This is a genomic window from Bacillus sp. ISL-34 (assembly GCF_018613325.1).
GTDB lineage: Bacteria > Bacillota > Bacilli > Bacillales > DSM-1321 > Peribacillus.
In genome coordinates this window covers 225,513-242,833 of record NZ_JAGGQJ010000004.1, presented here as the reverse complement: position 1 = coordinate 242,833, position 17,321 = coordinate 225,513, and the positions used below count along the sequence as shown (strand labels likewise).

16 protein-coding genes and 1 tRNA gene are annotated in these 17,321 nt (G+C 42.3%); 1 reads left to right on the top strand and 16 read right to left on the bottom strand.

The genetic code is table 11. The features are described from left to right. Positions 1–77 precede the first annotated feature (77 nt). The 9 genes from eno to J7E52_RS04915 form a co-directional block, all read right to left on the bottom strand. The gene (eno, locus tag J7E52_RS04955; RefSeq protein ID WP_144478107.1) at positions 78–1,373 is read right to left on the bottom strand and encodes a phosphopyruvate hydratase; all 1,296 of its coding nucleotides are present in this window, start codon (positions 1,371–1,373) and stop codon (positions 78–80) included. A 30-nt stretch (positions 1,374–1,403) separates the two neighbouring features. After that, positions 1,404–2,939 (bottom strand): 2,3-bisphosphoglycerate-independent phosphoglycerate mutase, encoded by a 1,536-nt coding sequence (gene gpmI, locus J7E52_RS04950; RefSeq protein ID WP_214743940.1) that lies wholly within the window; start codon positions 2,937–2,939, stop codon positions 1,404–1,406. Next, the gene (tpiA, locus tag J7E52_RS04945; RefSeq protein ID WP_214743939.1) at positions 2,932–3,693 is read right to left on the bottom strand and encodes a triose-phosphate isomerase; all 762 of its coding nucleotides are present in this window, start codon (positions 3,691–3,693) and stop codon (positions 2,932–2,934) included. The genes gpmI and tpiA overlap by 8 nt, the downstream gene beginning before the upstream one ends. Positions 3,694–3,739: 46 nt before the next feature. After that, the gene (locus J7E52_RS04940; protein ID WP_214743938.1) at positions 3,740–4,924 is read right to left on the bottom strand and encodes a phosphoglycerate kinase; all 1,185 of its coding nucleotides are present in this window, start codon (positions 4,922–4,924) and stop codon (positions 3,740–3,742) included. 245 nt (positions 4,925–5,169) lie between these two features. Then, complete coding sequence (gap, locus tag J7E52_RS04935) at positions 5,170–6,177, bottom strand: type I glyceraldehyde-3-phosphate dehydrogenase (protein WP_076368241.1); 1,008 nt, start codon at positions 6,175–6,177, stop codon at positions 5,170–5,172. 32 nt (positions 6,178–6,209) lie between these two features. Then, positions 6,210–7,244, bottom strand: a complete 1,035-nt coding sequence (locus tag J7E52_RS04930) for a sugar-binding transcriptional regulator (protein ID WP_214743937.1) — start codon at positions 7,242–7,244, stop codon at positions 6,210–6,212. Between the two features lie 139 nt (positions 7,245–7,383). Beyond that, positions 7,384–7,626 (bottom strand): glutaredoxin family protein, encoded by a 243-nt coding sequence (locus tag J7E52_RS04925; protein ID WP_286197450.1) that lies wholly within the window; start codon positions 7,624–7,626, stop codon positions 7,384–7,386. Positions 7,627–7,640: 14 nt separating this feature from the next. Then, positions 7,641–8,978 carry an RNA polymerase factor sigma-54 gene (rpoN, locus tag J7E52_RS04920; RefSeq protein WP_309476851.1) on the bottom strand — a complete coding sequence of 446 codons (1,338 nt, stop codon included), beginning with the start codon at positions 8,976–8,978 and terminating at the stop codon, positions 7,641–7,643. Positions 8,979–9,295: 317 nt separating this feature from the next. Continuing rightward, positions 9,296–9,367, bottom strand: a tRNA-Arg gene (locus J7E52_RS04915). Positions 9,368–9,656: 289 nt separating this feature from the next. Here J7E52_RS04915 and clpP point away from each other — a divergent pair. Next, positions 9,657–10,265 carry an ATP-dependent Clp endopeptidase proteolytic subunit ClpP gene (gene clpP / locus J7E52_RS04910; protein WP_063233960.1) on the top strand — a complete coding sequence of 203 codons (609 nt, stop codon included), beginning with the start codon at positions 9,657–9,659 and terminating at the stop codon, positions 10,263–10,265. A gap of 100 nt (positions 10,266–10,365) precedes the next feature. Here the strand turns inward: clpP and J7E52_RS04905 are convergent, their stop codons facing one another. The 7 genes from J7E52_RS04905 to J7E52_RS04875 form a co-directional block, all read right to left on the bottom strand. After that, a complete protein-coding gene (locus J7E52_RS04905; RefSeq protein ID WP_101223717.1) occupies positions 10,366–10,623 on the bottom strand; it encodes an HPr family phosphocarrier protein in 258 nt (85 codons plus the stop codon). A 20-nt stretch (positions 10,624–10,643) separates the two neighbouring features. Further along, positions 10,644–11,597, bottom strand: a complete 954-nt coding sequence (whiA, locus tag J7E52_RS04900) for a DNA-binding protein WhiA (protein WP_214743935.1) — start codon at positions 11,595–11,597, stop codon at positions 10,644–10,646. Between the two features lie 67 nt (positions 11,598–11,664). Continuing rightward, positions 11,665–12,651 (bottom strand): gluconeogenesis factor YvcK family protein, encoded by a 987-nt coding sequence (locus tag J7E52_RS04895; RefSeq protein ID WP_214743934.1) that lies wholly within the window; start codon positions 12,649–12,651, stop codon positions 11,665–11,667. Next, positions 12,641–13,540 carry an RNase adapter RapZ gene (gene rapZ / locus J7E52_RS04890; protein ID WP_214743933.1) on the bottom strand — a complete coding sequence of 300 codons (900 nt, stop codon included), beginning with the start codon at positions 13,538–13,540 and terminating at the stop codon, positions 12,641–12,643. Before rapZ ends, J7E52_RS04895 begins: the two co-directional genes overlap by 11 nt. A gap of 45 nt (positions 13,541–13,585) precedes the next feature. Further along, complete coding sequence (locus J7E52_RS04885) at positions 13,586–14,044, bottom strand: NUDIX hydrolase (protein ID WP_034309963.1); 459 nt, start codon at positions 14,042–14,044, stop codon at positions 13,586–13,588. Positions 14,045–14,596: 552 nt separating this feature from the next. Next, positions 14,597–15,544 carry a thioredoxin-disulfide reductase gene (trxB, locus tag J7E52_RS04880; protein ID WP_214743932.1) on the bottom strand — a complete coding sequence of 316 codons (948 nt, stop codon included), beginning with the start codon at positions 15,542–15,544 and terminating at the stop codon, positions 14,597–14,599. A 103-nt stretch (positions 15,545–15,647) separates the two neighbouring features. Next, positions 15,648–17,150, bottom strand: a complete 1,503-nt coding sequence (locus tag J7E52_RS04875; protein ID WP_214743931.1) for a tetratricopeptide repeat protein — start codon at positions 17,148–17,150, stop codon at positions 15,648–15,650. Positions 17,151–17,321 lie beyond the last annotated feature (171 nt).

Here is a 17,321-nt window from a genome sequence, read left to right as displayed (position 1 = left end):
CCTCCTATTCAATATGGATGGCCACATTAAATAGGAGGAGAAGTTACTGTAATCCATCTTCTAGTCAGAAGCAAAGATTACTTCTTCAAGTTATAGAAAGATTTCAAGCCGCCATATACAGCCAAGTCACCAAGCTGGTCTTCGATGCGAAGAAGTTGGTTGTATTTAGCGATACGGTCCGTACGGGACATGGAACCTGTTTTGATTTGTCCTGCGTTTGTTGCAACGGCGATATCGGCGATCGTTGCATCTTCCGTTTCACCGGAACGGTGGGAAACGACTGCAGTGTAGCCAGCGCGTTTAGCCATTTCAATTGCATCAAACGTTTCAGTCAGTGTACCAATTTGGTTCACTTTGATCAGGATGGAGTTACCGATGCCTTTTTCGATGCCTTCAGCCAATTTTTTCGTATTTGTTACGAAAAGATCGTCACCAACAAGCTGAACTTTAGAACCGATGCGTTCAGTTAAAAGCTTGTGGCCATCCCAGTCATTTTCATCCAGGCCGTCTTCGATGGAGAGAATAGGGAATTCATTCACTAGCTCTTCATAGAAAGCAACCATTTCTTCGGATGTCACGCCATTGCGGCCTTCGCCTGCAAGATCATATTTGCCTGTTTCTTTGTTATAGAATTCAGATGATGCTACGTCCATGCCAAGGTAGATATCTTCGCCTGCTTTGTAGCCTGCTTTTTCAATTGCCTCGATGATGACTTGCAGCGCTTCACGGTTTGAACCAAGGTTTGGCGCAAAGCCGCCTTCATCGCCGACTGCCGTATTCAAGCCTTTGGCAGAAAGCACAGATTTCAACGCATGGAATACTTCTGCACCCATACGAACTGCTTCTTTGAAGCTAGGAGCGCCTACAGGAAGGATCATGAATTCCTGGAAGTCAACATTGTTATCGGCATGTGATCCGCCGTTAATGATGTTCATCATTGGTGTTGGAAGTTGTTTCGCATTGAACCCTCCAAGGTAACGATACAATGGTAGACCTGAAAATTCCGCAGCGGCATGGGCAGCAGCCATTGATACACCAAGGATTGCATTAGCGCCCAGGTTCCCTTTGTTTTCAGTGCCATCCAATTCAATCATAGTAAGGTCAAGGCCTGCTTGGTTCGTTACATCCAAACCTATGACAGCATCAGCAATGATATCATTTACATTATCGACTGCTTTTTGTACCCCTTTACCCAGGTAACGAGATTTATCTCCGTCACGAAGCTCAACCGCTTCGTGTTCTCCTGTTGAAGCACCTGATGGTACGATTGCACGTCCGAAGTATCCGGACTCTGTTTGGATTTCTACTTCTATTGTTGGATTACCACGGGAATCTAGCACTTCGCGTGCATATACATGTTCGATGTACGGCATTATAAATCTCTCCTTTTCCTATTCACAATTTTATTTAGATAATAGGGATTTCCCTGTCATTTCAACAGGTTTTTCGACTCCAAGCAAATCAAGCATCGTTGGAGCTAAATCACCTAGGATACCACCTGTTCTTAATGTTACCTGATTTTTAGTGATAATGACAGGCACGGGATTCGTAGTATGGGCTGTCATGGGGTTGCCTTCAAGTGTTACGACTTCATCAGCATTCCCATGGTCAGCGGTAATGATTGCTGTACCGCCTTTTGAGACGATTAAATCGACAATCCTGCCTAGGCATTCATCCACTGTTTCAATCGCTTTAATGGTAGGCTCAAGCATCCCTGAATGACCAACCATATCCGGGTTGGCAAAATTCAAGAGAATGGCATCAAAGCGATCAGCCTCAATTTGTTCCACCAATGCATCCGTCACTTCATAAGCACTCATTTCCGGTTGTAAATCATATGTAGCGACTTTCGGAGAATTAATTAAAATCCTCTCTTCACCAGGAAACTTCTCTTCACGTCCGCCGCTCATGAAAAACGTCACATGCGGATATTTTTCAGTTTCAGCGATACGAAGCTGGGTAAGCTGGTTTTGGGAAAGTACTTCCCCTAATGTATTATCAAGATTTGTCGGATTAAATGCAACATATCCGTCAACTGTTTCTGAAAAATGTGTCAAGCAGACAAAATGGAGATGCTTCGGATGTCCAGGACCGCGGTCAAATGAGCGAAAATCCTCATTCGTGAACGTATTGGAAATCTGAATTGCCCGGTCTGGCCGGAAGTTATAAAAGATTACGGCATCATCATTTTTAATCGTTGCCACCGGTTTATCGTCTTCCGCCGTTATGACTGAAGGTATCACGAACTCGTCAAAAATACCATGTTCGTAGGAATCCTCGACACATTCCATCGCAGAAGAGTAAGCAGGGCCATCACCATACACCATCGAACGGTAGGATTTTTCCACACGTTCCCAGCGCTTATCACGGTCCATCGAATAATATCTTCCGGATATGGTCGCAAACTGACCAACACCGATTTCCTTCATTTTCGCTTCCGCTTCCTTAATATAACCCTGCGCTGTTTTCGGTCCGACATCCCGACCATCTAAAAATGCATGTACATATACATTTTTAACTCCTTCTTTAGCGGCCAATTTCAGCAGGGCGTACATATGTTCAATATGACTGTGCACGCCGCCATCTGAAAGAAGACCGAAAAGATGAAGGTCCGTGCCTTTTTTCTTGGTATGGCTCATGGCATCGACCAAGGTTGGGTTTTGGGCAAACTCGCCTTCACGGATAGCCAGGTTCACACGGGTCAGACTTTGATAAACGATCCGTCCTGCCCCGATATTCAAATGCCCCACTTCCGAGTTCCCCATTTGACCGGCAGGCAAGCCGACCGCTTCCCCGCTTGCAGTTAAATGGGAATGCGGATACTGCTCCCAATAACGGTCAAAATTCGGTTTTTTCGCATGAAAAACAGCATTTCCCTTCTCTTCGTTACGGCAGCCAAAACCGTCTAAGATGATAAGTGCCACAGGCGACTTACTCATAGTGACCAGCCTCCAGCAATTGTAAAAACGAATCGGTTTTCAAGCTTGCACCGCCAACCAACGCACCGTCTATATCAGGTTGTGCCATGTACTCTTTAATATTCTCAGGTTTTACACTGCCACCGTACTGAATGCGGATGGCTGCAGCTGCTTCATTTGAAAATTTATCGGCAACAACTGAGCGGATATGCGCACAAACTTCATTTGCATCTTGAGCAGATGACGATTTTCCTGTTCCAATCGCCCAAATCGGCTCATAAGCAATGACGGTTTGTTTCAATTGATCGTCAGATAGTCCTGCCAGGCCTTTTTCAATCTGGCTGCCTACAAAATCATTCGTTTCGCCAGCTTCCCTTTGCTCAAGTGTTTCACCGCAGCAAACGATCGGGGTCAACTGATGGGCAAAAGCGGCATGAGCTTTTTTATTAACGGCTTCATCCGTTTCATTGAACATTTCCCGACGCTCAGAATGACCAAGTATGACGTAGGATACACCAAGATCAGCCAATGCGATTGGGGAGATTTCTCCTGTGAAAGCACCGCTTTCTTCAAAGTGCATGTTCTGCGCCCCGATTTTTACATCGGTTCCTTTTGCAGCTTGAACAAGCTGATCCAAAAATAAAGCTGGAGCACATACAACCGTATCGATTACATCTTGCTTCGGAATCAAATTGCTCACTTCTTCTAAAAAGGCTTTCGCTTCAGATAGTGTTTTATTCATTTTCCAGTTTCCTGCAATAATCGGTTTACGCATTTGGTTTCTCATCCCTTCTAAAGTTGAAATATGTAACGGTTTAATCTTATTTATCGTTCAAGGCCAAAACGCCAGGCAACTCTTTGCCTTCCATGAACTCAAGAGATGCACCGCCGCCAGTTGAAATATGGGACATCTTTTCTGCCAAGCCAAACTTTTCTGCAGCAGCGGCTGAATCCCCTCCGCCTACAATGCTGTACGTATCTTTTGCTTCCGCCAAGGATCTAGCAACCGTTCTCGTTCCATTCGCAAATTTATCGAATTCAAATACACCCATTGGTCCATTCCAAATGACAAGTTTGGAACTTTTGATTACATCCGCAAATAATTCACTTGTTTTTGGACCGATATCAAGGGCCATTTTATCATTTGGAATAGCATCGATATCGACATTCTCTGTCTCTGCATCAGGTGAAAATTCAGCAGTTACGACTGCATCGATAGGCAAATGAAGCTTTACGCCTTTTTCTTTTGCACTTTCGATGAAAGATTTCGCCAATTCAATTTTGTCTTCTTCCAATAAAGAATTACCGATTTCATGACCTTGCGCTTTAATGAATGTATAACCCAGTCCGCCGCCAATGATCAAGTTATCGACTTTTTCCAAAAGGTTTTCGATAACGCCTATCTTATCCTTTACTTTTGCTCCGCCAATTATAGCTGTAAAAGGACGTTCTGGGTTGGATAGTGCTTTTCCCAGTACAGAAAGCTCTTTTTCCATCAGCAATCCGGCAACGGCTGGGAGATGGTGTGCTATTCCTTCAGTTGAAGCATGTGCACGATGCGCAGCTCCGAAGGCATCGTTAACATAGACATCAGCCAATGCAGCAAATGACTTCGCCAATTCTTGATCGTTCTTTTCTTCCCCTGGATAGAAACGAACGTTTTCCAACAACAGGATCTCGCCATTTTGCATGTTATCAATGATTGATTGAACGGTCTCACCGTAAGCTTCTTCTGCCTTTTGCACATCCTTGCCACTAAGTTCGCTTAGTCTTTCCGCAACAGGTGCTAAACGCAATTCTTCAACGACTTGTCCTTTAGGACGGCCAAGGTGGCTGGCTAAGATGACTTTAGCGCCTTGTTCTGTCAGATAGGAAATCGTCGGCAATGCAGCTTTGATTCTCGTATCATCCGAAATCTTTCCGTCCTGCATCGGCACATTGAAATCAACGCGGCAAAATACGCGTTTCCCCTTTAATTCAATATCTTTAATCGACTTTTTATTCATAATCCAAGAACCTCCTTAGATATTGTTATCATATTTTTGATTCTTTTAGTCAAAAAGGGAGAGGGTAAATTTCCCAACTCCCCTTTTCTCTTTTTCATTATAGTCGGTTTCCAGGAAATTATCCAAAAACAAGAAATGTAAACGCTTGACTGATTAATGACTTACTAATAATATCATCTTCTGCCAAGTTTTTTTAGAGGTGTGATAAAAAAAACCTCACCTTGGTGAGGTTTTTTATTATCTAATTACAATCCTTTTTTTGCCAAATAGTCGATTAAATCAACAACACGGCTAGAGTATCCTGTTTCATTATCATACCAAGATAATACTTTAACCATGTTTCCTTCCATTACCATTGTGGAAAGGGCATCAATTGTAGATGATGATGGGTTACCGTTATAGTCAGTTGATACTAGCGGAAGTTCGCTGTACTCAAGAATTCCTTTTAATTCGCCTTCAGAAGCCTTTTTGAATGCTGCATTAACTTCTTCAACAGTTGTGTCTTTTTCAAGCTCTGCAACAAGGTCGACAACAGACACGTTTGGAGTTGGTACGCGCATAGCCATACCATTCAATTTCCCTTTAAGTTCAGGAAGAACAAGTGCTACAGCTTTTGCTGCCCCAGTCGTTGTAGGAATGATATTCTCGGCAGCTGCACGTGCACGGCGGTAATCTTTATGAGGCAAATCAAGGATTTGCTGATCATTTGTATATGAGTGAACAGTAGTCATCATACCGCGTTTGATTCCAAATTGTTCATGAAGCACTTTAGCAAATGGAGCCAAGCAGTTCGTTGTACAAGAAGCATTAGAGATTACATGGTGGTTAGCTGCATCATATTTGTCTTCGTTTACACCCATGACGATTGTAATATCTTCATCAGATGCAGGAGCAGAGATGATTACTTTTTTCGCGCCAGCTTCTAAATGCTTAGCTGCATCTGCACGTTTCGTGAAACGTCCTGTAGATTCTACTACTACTTCTACTCCTAGTTCTCCCCATGCTAATTGTGCAGGATCACGTTCAGCCAATACTTTGACTTTATGACCATCAACAACAAGGTAATCCCCATCAACTGTTACTTTTTCATTAAGAGAACCATGAATTGTATCGTATTGAAGAAGGTGCGCTAACATATTAGCATCCGTTAAGTCGTTAATAGCAACAATCTCTACCCCAGGATTACTCAATGCTGCACGAAATACATTACGTCCAATACGTCCAAAACCATTAATACCAACTTTTACTGCCATGAAAAATTCCTCCTTTTAAGTTCGCAAATATATTAAGGGGTGTAATTCCCCTGAATTAACTCTTGTGCCGCCGCTTCATCCGTGATCAAAACGGTTGATGAAGGTGCGCCTTTCATGTAGGAACGGATAGCCTTTGCTTTAGTTTTACCACCTGCCACAGTTATCACTCGCTTTTCAGGGCTAAGATCATCTAACTGGATGCCGACTGTCAAAACTTTATGAACAACTTTGCCGTTTTCATCGTAATAATAACCGAATGCCTCTCCTACAGCATTTCCATCTAACAGCTTCTTTAACATTTCTGGCGGAGAATTTCTTCTTTCTGCCATCGCCATGGCATCACCGATTCCATGAATGATCATATCGGCAGATTTGATTTGGGAAATCACTTCTTTAATTGCAGGTTCCTTCTGAAATGAAGCATAGACCTCACCGCTTAATTGATCGGGTACATATAACACTCTGTATGAGGCCTGTGCCTTCTGTGCCATTTTTTCGACAATCGTATTGGCCTGATTCTGCACTGCTTCACCAATTCCCCCGCGGGCTGGGACAAATGTCAATTTCTTCGACGCTTCATCAGGTGACAACGAATCAGCCACTTCGGCCATTGTCGATCCACCAGTAACCGCTATGATATTCTTTGATTTCCATTCTCGTTTCATACGGTTTGCACAAGCTTTACCCAATTCTTTTTTCACCCATGGGGTTTCATCACAATTTCCTGAGACAATAATGACCTCATCCACTTGTAACAAATCCTGCAATTGCCGTTCCATTATGTCTATACCCATTACTTCACGCATTATTCCTTCTAACTTATCCAGGATTTCAATCCCTTCATCAGTCAGCGTCATGCCAGAGCTGAATATGTTAACCAGGTTCTGACTTTTCAGAAAATCAACCTCGCCTCTAAGCGTCCGCTCTGTCAAATTAAGGCTCACGGACAGACTGCGCCTTCCAACCGGCTGCATCATTTTGATATAACGCAGGATATCATATCTTTTTTGCATAACCATAAGGAAATCAGGTAATAATTTTCTTTGTACCTCGAGTAATGTACGCATATTTAAAACTCCTAAAAAGTTAAGATGGACATTTAATGTCCCGCGTAGTCATTTTCTGTCCCACTTAAAACAAAAAAATATTCCTGCTACATATTTTATTCTAGCAGGAACGGAATGTTTCTTCAAATGATTTGAAAAATTATTTTTCCAAAAGCCTATTTAGAGCTGATTTATCAACATTTCCGAATTGAACGATATCATCTTTCCATTCTACGACAGGAATCATCAGCCCGAATTTCTCAAGCAAATCATCATCGGTATGGATATCGATTTCCTTATAGCCTATGCCTGATTCCACTTTCACTTCTTCAAGCACCTGCTTGGCTTTATCACATAACGGGCATTTATCCCTACTATATAAAACAAACGCTTTCGATTCCAAACTACTCATCCTTTTCAATCATATCTTTTTCGTTTAGATGAAGATGGGATCCCTAATTGTTCCCGGTATTTGGCAACGGTTCGACGTGCCAGGATAACTCCATGCTCCTCTTTCAACCGTTCTGCCAGGTCTTGATCCGAAAGCGGCTTTTGTTTATTTTCCCCATTGATGGCTGCCTGTAGGCTCTTTTTTGCCTGCATGCCCGACATATCCTCATCAAGGCCGACTGACTGTAAAGAAGTAGTGAAAAATATCCGCATCTCTATCGTGCCAAATGGTGTCTGCACGTATTTCCCTTTAACAGCCCGGCTTACTGTGGACTCATGTATACCAATCTCGTCGGCGACTTCTTTCATCGTCATCGGCTTCAAATAGTTCAGGCCATGATGAAAGCACGCCGGCTGTTTTTCGACGATGCATTGAATGACCTTCAATATCGTTTCTTTTCTCTGTTGGATCCCTCTGGAAATCCATTGGTATTCCTGCCACTTATCCTGGATAAACCGTTGAACCCCCTGATCCTTATGGCTCTTCATTCGGTTTAGATACCCTTTATCCACATTAAGATTGGGTGTGTTACCATCATAATTCCCGACAAGCAGCATGCCATCCCGAACTTCCACGACCACATCCGGCACTATATAAGAAGGTTTTTCCTGAAAAAAGAGTGAAGCCGGTCGCGGGTTCAATGTCTGGACATAATCAAATACTTCTTGAATCTCCTTCATTGTAACACCGATTTTCTTACTTAGGTCTTTCCAGCGCTTTTCAGCAAAATCGAGGAAATGGTTTTCAATGATCGATTCTGCAAGCTCATTCACCCCTTCTGCTTGCACCTGAAGCAAAAGGCACTCTTGGAGATTTCTCGCTCCAATTCCATGCGGCTCGAGTTCCTGTAAAATCGAGAGGCTTTCTTCCAAAACGACCGGAGATATGCCTGGGATACATATATCATCCAGCTCAGTCCTCAAGTAACCGTTTTCATCGAGGTTATGAATTAATAGCAGCAATGCCTTCTGCTGCTCACCGGTAAGCTGCTGGTGATTCACCTGGGACATGATATGCTGTTCAAGCGATATAGTATCTTCACTGATCTGTTCAATCCAATAGTTGGCATCATACGTATTCTTAAGAGTCCGTTTCCCCTTTTTCCGGTCAAAAGTTGGCTGAAATAAAGCCGATGTTGGCTGATCTATGGACAGTAATGGATTCTCCACCATTTTATTTTCTAAAAAAGCCGATAGCTCCTGCGAGGAGTATTGCAGCAATGTAATAGCTTGCATAAGCTCCTGGGTCATTGCCATCTTTAATGTTTGCTGTTGAAAAAGTCCTGCTTTCATATTCATACTCATCGATTCATCCCTCCCCCACTCCATTTTACATTATCAGGAGAAAATTCTACACAAAAACCCATGAAAACGCTTACGATTTTTTTCTGAATAGTTTATTTGTTTTAAATACTATATGTTAGAAATCCAAATTTAACAACTACTTTTATTGAAAAATCACCATTTTTCAATAGTGTGGGCAAATATTTTCAAGACAGGACTGACATTACAGGATTCGATGGAATATTACGGAAATCGAGTGAATTCACCAAAAATCTTAGTGACCTTCCTAAAAATGACCAATAAAAAATCCCCCACTTTATTAAGCAGAAGATTGGTAATGCCCTCGGCAGGAATCGAACCTGCATTTCAAGCTTCGGAGGCTTGCGTTCTATCCGTTGCACTACGAGGGCGTAATAGAAAATATTTTTTCAACAGACTTCATTATATGATAGATTCCCCTCCTTTGCAAGGGTTATCAGGTTTAAAACTTCGTCATTTGGGTATTATGGGTAATGTGGAAATTCATCCCTGTACGGCATAATATATAAAGCAATCTATCGGGAAGGAGCCTTAGCCAGAAAATTGTCGAACAAATTATCCATTATAGGGTTTGTTTTGTTTGACCTAAATTGACCAAAAAGTGTATCATACATACATAAAGAATTTAAATGATTCTCTTAATCGAAGGAGGAAATGAACATGAATTTAATTCCTACAGTTATCGAACAAACAAGTCGTGGGGAGCGTGCCTACGATATTTACTCCCGTTTATTAAAAGACCGGATCATTATGCTAGGAAGCGCAATTGACGATAATGTTTCCAACTCCATTGTTGCTCAATTACTATTTTTAGAAGCGGAAAATCCTGAAAAAGATATCACTCTATACATCAACAGCCCTGGTGGAAGCATCACTTCCGGTATGGCCATTTACGATACTATGCAATATATCAAACCTAATGTATCCACAGTATGCATCGGTATGGCCGCTTCCATGGGCGCTTTCCTTTTGGCCGCTGGCGAAAAAGGCAAACGTTATGCGTTGCCAAACAGTGAAGTCATGATTCACCAACCACTTGGAGGAGCTCAAGGTCAAGCTACGGAAATTGAAATCGCTGCCCGCCGTATCCTTCACTTGAAAGATAAACTGAACCAAATCTTGGCAGAACGTACTGGTCAACCTATTGAAGTCCTTCAAAGAGATACGGAACGTGATAACTTCATGACTTCCGAAAGAGCCCTTGAATATGGCTTGATCGACAAAGTCATCACGCGCAGCATCCTTGATGATAAAAAAGACTCTAAATAATCATGCAACAAAAAGCTCCGGAGATCGCCTTAAGCGACTTCCGGAGCTTTTTTACTTAATGAAAGAAAGAAAAGGATGCACATTTAGGCATCCTTTTCTTTTAACCCTCTTGCTGAACAAACTCTTCCAATGCCTCTAACGCTTCTTTTTCATCGCGTCCTTCGACGATTAACTTCACGGTCACGCCAGAACTGATGGCAAGGCTCATTAACCCCATTATACTTTTTGCATTCACTTTCTTTCCTTCTTTTTCAAGAAAAACATCTGAATGAAAGCGGTTAGCTTCTTGTACAAAAAGAGCCGCCGGCCGCGCTTGCAAACCCGTTTTCAATTTTACCTCAACTTGTTTTTCCACCATCTTGATCTCCCCTGTTAGCTTTATTTTTTCGCAGCAATAGCCTCTCCCCCACGGAGCCTGTCAGCTATTTCATCAATCTTTCGTAATCGGTGATTAATCCCGGACTTACTGATGGTTCCCCCGGATACCATTTCCCCAAGTTCCTTTAAGGTTATATCCTGAAACGCTATCCTAAGCTCCGCAATTTCCCGCAGCTTATCCGGTAAAATGCTTAATCCTACCGTATCCTCGATATAATGGATATTTTCAACCTGGCGCAATGAGGCCCCGATCGTTTTGTTCAAATTGGCTGTTTCACAATTCACAAGCCGATTCACTGAATTACGCATATCACGTACAATCCGTACATCTTCGAACCTTAATAAAGCTGAATGGGCGCCAACTATACTTAAAAACTCGGCAATCTTTTCGGCTTCCTTCAAATAAATGATGTACCCTTTCTTGCGTTCAAGCGTCTTGGCCTTCAAGCCAAACTTATTCATTAGCTCACAAAGGGCATCATTGTGCTCTTTATAAAGTGAGAAAATTTCAAGGTGATAGGAAGACGTTTCCGGATTATTTACCGAGCCCCCCGCAAGAAATGCACCTCTTAGGTAAGAACGCTTACAGCATTTCTTCCCAACAATAGTATCGGATATAGCATGGAGAATTTCAAAGCCATCGCCTAAAATTTCCAAATCCGTTAAAACCCGCTGCCCTCCGGATGACATCCTGACAATATAAACATTATTCTTTTTAAGCTTCATCTTTTTACGGACCAACAGCTCGACCTGGACCTCATAACTTTTTTTCAGCAGCGTATAAATCCTTCTGGCAATCGCAGCATTCTCAGTTTGAATATCCACAACAAGCTTCCGATTAGAAAATGAAAGGGATCCGTTCATCCGGATAAGCGCACACAATTCCGCTTTACCGCAGCAATCCTTTCCCTCTAATGTAGTAAGCTCTTTTTTCGTTTCTGAAGCAAAAGACATCCATTTCACCCCCAATCGAACGCAGGTAATCTATTTTCATCAATCAAAAAACCGTCCCCGCTTATATCTACGGTGCAATGTGGCTTTTTGTTTCATTTACAAGCATATTATAAAGCAAATCCGCCACTTTTTTCGTGTCATGGCGTATTACATTCCCTTCATAGCTGAAAATGCGTTCTTGTATGATTTCAAGCCCCATCATTTTTAAACCTTCCACATCATACATGACCGGTTTGGCATATTCAGCTTGATAGCGTTGCTGAATTTCGGTCGGTATTTCCTCATTATTAACAAGTATCCTGTCGATATATGCATTTCCCATATGGTCATATATCGCTTTTATATGATCGCTCGCGCTATAATCCAGCGTCTCGCCGGCTTGTGTCATCAAATTGCAAATGTACACCTTCTTCGCCTTCGAACGGGCAACCTCTTCTCCTAAACCAGGAACAAGCAAGTTAGGCAGAATGCTGGTATATAGACTCCCTGGACCTATGACAATAAGATCTGCCTGCTTGATTTCCTGGAGAGTTTCACTGAGCGGCTTTATATGATGAGGAGACAGAAATACTTTTTTTATTTTCTTTCCTGAGAAGGGGATCTTGGATTCTCCTGTAACAATCGTTCCGTCATCCATTTCCGCATGGAGAACCACACTTTGGTTGGCAGCCGGAAGCACTTTACCGCGGACATTAAGAAATTTACTCATTTCCTGGATCGCATGGACGAAATCCCCGGTCAGTGATGTCATTGCCGCCAGTATCAAATTCCCCAGCGAATGCCCGGACAGCTCATTTTTACTCTGAAAGCGATGTTGAAACATTTGTTCAACAAGGGGCTCTACATCCGATAACGCAGCCAGCACGTTACGAATATCACCCGGAGCGGGAATATCCATATCCTCGCGAAGGCGGCCTGAACTTCCACCATCATCAGCTACCGTTACGATTGCCGTTATATCAACCGGATGCTTCTTTAACCCTCTCAACAAAACGGGAAGGCCGGTTCCCCCTCCAATGATCACAACCTTAGGTTGTTTCTTTTTATCTAACATCTGCTTTCCCCTTACTTTTTTCGATATCGCGATGTGATACTTGAACCCTGTAATCCTTTTTGAAGTGGTTTGAAATATACTCCGTCAATGCTACAGAACGGTGCTGACCGCCTGTACACCCAATCGCAACAACAAGCTGTGCTTTCCCTTCACGTTTATAATATGGAAGCATGAATGCAAGCAGATCGGTCACTTTTTCCAAGAATTTTTGCGTCTCACTCCATTTTAATACGTAACTTGACACTTCCTGTTCCAAGCCAGTCCTTGGCCTCATATGGTCAATATAATATGGATTAGGCAGGAAACGTACATCAAACACAAGGTCGGCATCTATGGGCAGACCATGTTTAAACCCGAACGACATGACATTGACTGTAAAACCGACACTTTTATCGGCAGAAAACTCCGAAGCGATTTTTTCCCTCAATTCGCGCGGTTTCAGTTGGGAAGTATTAAAGATCAACTGAGCCCTTCCCTTCAATTCGTCCAATAGTTCCCGTTCCATTTTAATGCCTTCCAATGGCCGGCCTAATGGAGCAAGCGGATGGGTCCTTCTCGTTTCCTTATATCTGCGAACCAAGGAATCGTCATCAGCTTCAAGAAAAAGGATTCTTGGTGATACTGCAGCTGAATCCGTTAAATTATCCAGTGCAAGAAATAAGGAATCAAAAAACTCCCTCCCCCTCAAATCCATGACAAGAGCCACTTTATTCATCTTATTCCCTGAGTCCTTCATTAACTCCAAAAACTTTGGCAATAGCGTGGGCGGCAAATTATCGACGCAAAAAAAGCCGAGGTCTTCAAAACTTTGAACCGCCACTGTCTTACCCGCTCCGGACATTCCGGTAATGATGACCAATTGCGTTTCACTCATCTGCCCTGTACTCATAGTTTCTCCGCCCCCATGTATAGCAATCTTTTTTATATTTGAAAATTAACCTGGATCCAATCGGTAAGAAAGCAGTTTAAACTCAGGCGTATAGGTAAAGGTTCCATAAATGATCCCACTTCCATGAACCATATAGTCCAGGATGTGAAAATCACCTTCAGCCATCATCAGCTTTTTAACATCTTCGACCGGATGCCAGCTAAGTTCCCCTTCTTCACAAACATCCACATTTACACCATCGGAATCCGTTGCAAAGAAAGTGAACATCATCCATTCCGACAATACCTTATCTCCATCCTTCATAATGAAGGTGAAAATACCTTTGATGGAAGGGTTTTTTAAATACACGCCCGTTTCTTCACGATATTCCCTGATACAAGCATCGCGTACAGATTCCCCAGGCTCCATCTTTCCGCCTGGAGCCACCCACCATCCGCGTCTAGGCTTTTTCAATAAGAGGATTTGATTATCCCTGATCAATACACAGTTTGTGACACGTTGCACGTTCTTCACCTCAATTGGCTCTGCTCGACTATAGAAACCTTCACCCCCGTGTTGAAGAGATTCAGTTTATATCCTTAAACCGCCGCTAGATATCCATTTGGCGATTTACAAATGCTAATAGTTCAAACAAGTTGTATTTTCCATCTTCTTACCATTATGAAAGATATATATATGTTTAGTATATCTTATCATTATACTATTTTTGAAATGAGCTAACAATAAAGTAAACTTCCTGCATTGGGGGAATATTCATTCGCAAGGAATCACGGAGATAAGCCTTTATCCTGCTTAACTCCTATTCTTCTCCACTTTCGCTGCCTAAATGCAAAGGGTGGGCTTACTTCACATTAAAAACCATTCGGAAACACCCTAAAAATTGGAACTAAAGATATAGTCTTTAAGCAGACAAAAAAAGGACACAGAAACTTAATCTGTGTCCTTAAACGTTTATAATTAAAGGGGGTCAACTTCTACCCATACTATACCCAATCATTATTTCACGCGTGTTACAACATCGTTAAAACGGAATTACGGTTGTATATTCTAGTGAAATCAAGCCTTAGGTTGCAATTTTTCTTGAAGTTCCTCAACAAAATGCTGAGCGGATTGAGCGGCAATGCTTCCATCGCCTGTTGCTGTAACGATTTGGCGCAATGTTTTTTCCCGAACGTCACCAGCAGCAAAAATACCAGGGACACGTGTTTCCATCCGATCATTCGTTTCAATATAGCCTGTGGAATTCAAGATGCCCAAGCTCTCAAATGGTTTAGTTAGCGGAAGCATTCCGATATAAATGAATACACCGTCAGCGTCCATCACTGTCTCTTCTCCATTTTCAGTGGAAACTAGAGTGACACCGCCGACTTTTCCGCCTTTTTCATTGATTTCCTTCAAAGTATGATTCCAGATGAAGTTAATTTTCTCATTGGCAAATGCACGATCTTGAAGAATCTTTTGAGCACGAAGTTCGTCACGTCTGTGAACGATCGTCACTTTTGAAGCAAAGCGGGTTAAGTACACACCCTCTTCAACGGCAGAGTCTCCGCCGCCGATAACGAATAGTTCTTTTTGCTTGAAGAATGCACCATCACAAACTGCACAATACGATACACCGCGGCCGCCCAATTCTTTTTCGCCAGGAACGCCGATTTTCTTGTATTCGGCACCGGATGAAATGATGATTGAACGTGCTTTGAATTCCTTGGAACCGGCTTTGATCGTTTTATACTCTTCACCGTCAATGATTTCCTTAACATCCCCATAGGCATACTCCGCACCGAATTTCTTTGCATGATCAAACATTTTCGTTGAAAGTTCAGGTCCGAGTATAGTGTCGAATCCAGGATAATTTTCAACTTCCTCTGTATTGGCCATTTGCCCGCCCGGCACTCCGCGTTCTAACATCAATGTTGAAAGGTTCGCACGTGATGTATAGACAGCCGCTGTCATCCCTGCAGGACCAGCTCCAATAATAACAACGTCATAAATTTTTTCAGACATGTTTTCACTCCTCCATATTCCATTACGAATGGAACCTTCACTACGGTTAGTGTTCCCTACCTATTATCCTATATAACAAATAATTTTTCGTCCAAATATCTGCTCATCCAAGCAAGGTTTGAACCAACTTTACGTACTTCGATAAGGTGGACACCGATATGAAATGTTTGTCTGCGATTGCCTGTTTGCTCGCCTTCTCGTTTTTAAGCTGATTCCACACGTACTCCACCGCAGATGCCCATCCTGCTGGATTATTTAACTTCTGCTCGGATTTCACAGCTTCGATGAAGACGGAAAACCACATTAAATAGAGCCCGGCTTCATTTAATTGTATCGGTTGGAAATGCTGATATAATAACTCAGCTGTGCGATCGGCAAAATCAATCGGTGTTAATTGGCGATCTTTAGCAGGAGCTTGAACAAGTTCGGCATAATCACGTTCCAAATCAGTGAAATTCTGATTTAGGTTGAGGACCTGGTTTTTCAATAGCTTCTGTTTATGAACCGAATGTTTCAGAAGGAAAATGGCAAACAGCCTTTCTTCGATGAATTCACTTTCCAGCCTTTTTATAATAGAAGGAAAATGATGTTCAAAACCATCTGAAGTTGCATTCATATCTCCCCAAGGCTCCATGCCTTCCTTTTCCGGGTTCATTTCCACGACCTTTTTCCATGCCTTTTTTGCAGCCTGTTCATGGCCTAAGTGGTAAGCGGAAATGGTTAGCCAATAGTAGAAGGTTCCATCTCCCTCGAACCCTTGCTTTTGGAGTACTTTCAGCCAATTATATGCAGAAGCATAGTTTCCGATCAAAGCGAAGGTCGCTCCAAGCTTGAAACGATGTTCGGATAGCATCGGCCGAATTTTCTCCAGCATCTGTATGAGCTCTTCAACTTTTGCTTCATCCTGTTGATAATGATGGAAAACAACAAGGTTACAAAGCGCATGCAGGTTTCCCGGACTTTTTTCCAATACCTCATCAAGTGTTTCAAAAGCTTCATTTACTTGACCAAGATAGAAATAGGCAAGTGCCAGGTTATTATAAGCGGACCAGTAATCCTCGTATTCGGCAATCGTTTCTTTAAGCACTTCGATTGCCTTCGGGAAATTGCCTGATTCCAGGTACTCACGGGCTTGTTCCTGTTTGGTAATGAGCCCATCATGCTTAAAGGGATTCTCTTCTGACTCATCCGACTCAAAAGTTATCAGTTCAAGCAAATCCTCTGCGTCATCGCTGAACTCCCCGTCTTCTTCTTTATCAAGATAAGCACTTGCGTGACGATAAGCCTCCTTGAACATGCCTAAGTGAGCATAATTATTCGCCAGGAAGTAATGACATTCCGACATATAGGGATCCATCACATCCAAGATGTTTTCCAAGAGATTGTTTGAATAATTATATTCACCGATTTCCGAGCAAGTGATTGCCAATTGACAGGCTATCATCGGTTCAGCAGGTTCAAGTTCCAGCGCACGTTCCAGGTATTTTTTTGATTTAGGTAGTTCTCGTCTATGATAAGCTTTTAAACCCTTGGTGAAATAATACTCACCTGTTGGGTGAAAAGTTAGAATTTTTGCCTGTTGGCCAAATTTAGAGTCTTTACTCATGTAATCCTCCATCTTCAAGTTGATTAACCATAGTATTATAACATATGAGAGTAAATTTGCCGAACAATTCAAGAAAATGGAAAATATGAATTACCATGCTTTCTTCAAGAAAAAATTGAAGGATATTCCTAGTTAGATGGGGAGTAAGATTGCCGCTTATAGTCGTAAATA

What these genes read in the sequence shown, in the direction of transcription:
- eno (WP_144478107.1), bottom strand. Translation starts at nt 1,373, where the DNA reads ATGCCGTACATCGAACATGTATATGCACGCGAAGTGCTAGATTCCCGT.
- gpmI (WP_214743940.1), bottom strand. Translation starts at nt 2,939, where the DNA reads ATGAGTAAGTCGCCTGTGGCACTTATCATCTTAGACGGTTTTGGCTGC.
- tpiA (WP_214743939.1), bottom strand. Translation starts at nt 3,693, where the DNA reads ATGCGTAAACCGATTATTGCAGGAAACTGGAAAATGAATAAAACACTA.
- J7E52_RS04940 (WP_214743938.1), bottom strand. Translation starts at nt 4,924, where the DNA reads ATGAATAAAAAGTCGATTAAAGATATTGAATTAAAGGGGAAACGCGTA.
- gap (WP_076368241.1), bottom strand. Translation starts at nt 6,177, where the DNA reads ATGGCAGTAAAAGTTGGTATTAATGGTTTTGGACGTATTGGACGTAAT.
- J7E52_RS04930 (WP_214743937.1), bottom strand. Translation starts at nt 7,244, where the DNA reads ATGCGTACATTACTCGAGGTACAAAGAAAATTATTACCTGATTTCCTT.
- rpoN (WP_309476851.1), bottom strand. Translation starts at nt 8,978, where the DNA reads ATGAGTATGAATATGAAAGCAGGACTTTTTCAACAGCAAACATTAAAG.
- clpP (WP_063233960.1), top strand. Translation starts at nt 9,657, where the DNA reads ATGAATTTAATTCCTACAGTTATCGAACAAACAAGTCGTGGGGAGCGT.
- J7E52_RS04905 (WP_101223717.1), bottom strand. Translation starts at nt 10,623, where the DNA reads ATGGTGGAAAAACAAGTTGAGGTAAAATTGAAAACGGGTTTGCAAGCG.
- whiA (WP_214743935.1), bottom strand. Translation starts at nt 11,597, where the DNA reads ATGTCTTTTGCTTCAGAAACGAAAAAAGAGCTTACTACATTAGAGGGA.
- J7E52_RS04895 (WP_214743934.1), bottom strand. Translation starts at nt 12,651, where the DNA reads ATGTTAGATAAAAAGAAACAACCTAAGGTTGTGATCATTGGAGGGGGA.
- rapZ (WP_214743933.1), bottom strand. Translation starts at nt 13,540, where the DNA reads ATGAGTACAGGGCAGATGAGTGAAACGCAATTGGTCATCATTACCGGA.
- trxB (WP_214743932.1), bottom strand. Translation starts at nt 15,544, where the DNA reads ATGTCTGAAAAAATTTATGACGTTGTTATTATTGGAGCTGGTCCTGCA.
- J7E52_RS04875 (WP_214743931.1), bottom strand. Translation starts at nt 17,150, where the DNA reads ATGAGTAAAGACTCTAAATTTGGCCAACAGGCAAAAATTCTAACTTTT.